The sequence below is a fragment of the Streptomyces sp. NPDC087906 genome (assembly GCF_055584925.1).
This window is the reverse complement of sequence record NZ_JBVJLC010000027.1, coordinates 1-1,835: the sequence shown is the minus strand read 5'-3', so window position 1 is coordinate 1,835 and position 1,835 is coordinate 1. Positions and strand designations below refer to the sequence as shown.

At 73.7% G+C, this 1,835-nt stretch carries 3 protein-coding genes; all 3 read left to right on the top strand.

What is annotated here, in order from left to right; translation table 11 throughout:
• Positions 1–253: hypothetical protein (locus ACZ63I_RS35000; RefSeq protein WP_469343579.1), on the top strand; the 253-nt coding region annotated here is incomplete at its 5' end.
• A 3-nt stretch (positions 254–256) separates the two neighbouring features.
• Positions 257–748 carry a hypothetical protein gene (locus ACZ63I_RS34995; RefSeq protein WP_469343578.1) on the top strand — a complete coding sequence of 164 codons (492 nt, stop codon included), beginning with the start codon at positions 257–259 and terminating at the stop codon, positions 746–748.
• A 260-nt stretch (positions 749–1,008) separates the two neighbouring features.
• Positions 1,009–1,835 (top strand): hypothetical protein (locus ACZ63I_RS34990; RefSeq protein ID WP_469343577.1); only part of this gene is annotated, 827 nt, incomplete at its 3' end.

The window sequence follows — 1,835 nt, the reverse complement described above, 5'->3', positions numbered from 1 at the left end:
CCGGGACAAGGGCGCGATGGACGACGTGACCCGGGAGGCAGTCCAGGCGTACTACCGGCTCCAGAAGGCGCTGGGTGCCGTGGTGAGCGACCCGGCCGAGCGACTGCGGGCCACCGACCACACGCCCGCGCTCCAGGCGCTGGCGTGGGAGGCCAACGCCGCGATGAAGAAGGCCGGCCTTCTGGACGTCCCGCCGGAGCGCGTGTTCGCGCTGGTCCGCCAGATCCACCCCGACTTCGAGACGAAGGGCTGACCGATGACCGACACCGTGGACATGGAGATGTACGAGGGGCACCCGGGCCCGGGACAGGCGTACGCGGATGCCCCGGGCCTCGATGAGGAGGGCCAGGCGCTCGCGCAGGCAGCTGCCGAACTCGGCCCGGCCCGCCCGGCCTGGCTGGCACCCCCCGCGCCGAGCGAGCGCCGGGAGGTGCTGCTGCGTCAGGCCGCACTGGCTGACCGCCTGGCGCTGGCCGCGCCGCACGACATGCTCGCCGGGCGGACGGCCGCGCACACCGGGTTCCTGCTGCTCAAGTTCGACCTGTCCCACCCGGACGAGTGGGACGGAGGAGAGGGGCCCAGCAGCCCGCTGTGGGACGGGGAGGGCGGCACCCGGGCCTACACCCGCTCCCAGTACGCCCAGTGGCACCTGGCGTGGTTCGAGCCGGACGCCGGACCCACCGGCGAGCCGTGCTCGGGGTCGGTGGAGTGCCCGTGCGAGTGGCACGACTGGAACCGGCCGGTTTGAAACCCGTGGCCACCTGTCCGAGGTGGCGCGCACACTGATCGTTACTCCGCTGATCACGGATCAAGAAGGGGGGCCCGGCAGGCCGTAGGAGGGCCTGCCGGGCGGCGCTCCCCGGCTGCAAGAGAGGAGAGCACGTGGACAGCATCGCAGTCACCAGAGCGGCCCACAGGGCCGTATCCAGCCTCGCTCAGGCGTCGCCGTCACCCACGTCCACCCACCCCGCAACGACGACCCCCCACCCCAGCGGAACAGGCGCCGGCGTGGCGAACTGGATCGGCCACGTGCTGACCTGGGCGGGCCAGAAGTCCGGGCTCGGCGTCCTGGGCGTGGTCGTGGTGCTGGGCGGGCTGGCCTGGGCGTACGAGCAGATGCCCAAGTCCAGCGCGGGTGACAAGGCCCGGGCGAAGGAGCGGGACGCCGCGATCGAGAAGGCGGTGAAGGGGCTGTTCGCCGCGCTGGCGCGGCTGGTCTCCGGCCGCCCGATCGCCTCGAAGTCCGCGGTGAAGAAGAAGGAGTCGGGGGGCCGGTTCTGGGACCCGATCGCCAAGCCGCCGACGCCCGAGGTCTCGGTGGCCGCGCTCGGCTCGGTGGCGCTGCCGGGGCCGGTCTCCGAGCCGTGGCAGGGCTGGGACACCTGGGAGGCCAAGCTCACCGGCTTCCAGGACTGGATGGAGGCGCAGGCCGGGAAGGTGCCCGGCCTGATGGTGAAGGCCGGCACCATCGCGGCCGGGCTCGGCCTGCTCGCCATGGACGCCGGGCGCTGGCTGGTCAAGGCAGCCGGGTGGACCGGCAAGGCCGTGCGCGGCCTGTGGGTGCTGCCCACGGCCCTGTGGAGCTCCGCCCAGAGCTACCCGCGCTGGGCCTACTCCTGGGTCCTCGCCGTCCGCCTGGTCGCCGTCGGCGCCACCCTGCTCTACGCCCAGCACCCCGGCGCGACTCAGGCCGGCCTCGCCACGGCGGCGGGCATCGCCGTGATCGCCTCGGTCACCGGCCCGGCCGGGCTCGGCTTCTGGAAGGGACGGGTGCCCGGCGACGACGAGGTGTACGGGCCCGCGCTGTGGGTCCTGCTCCGCCGGATGCTCGAACT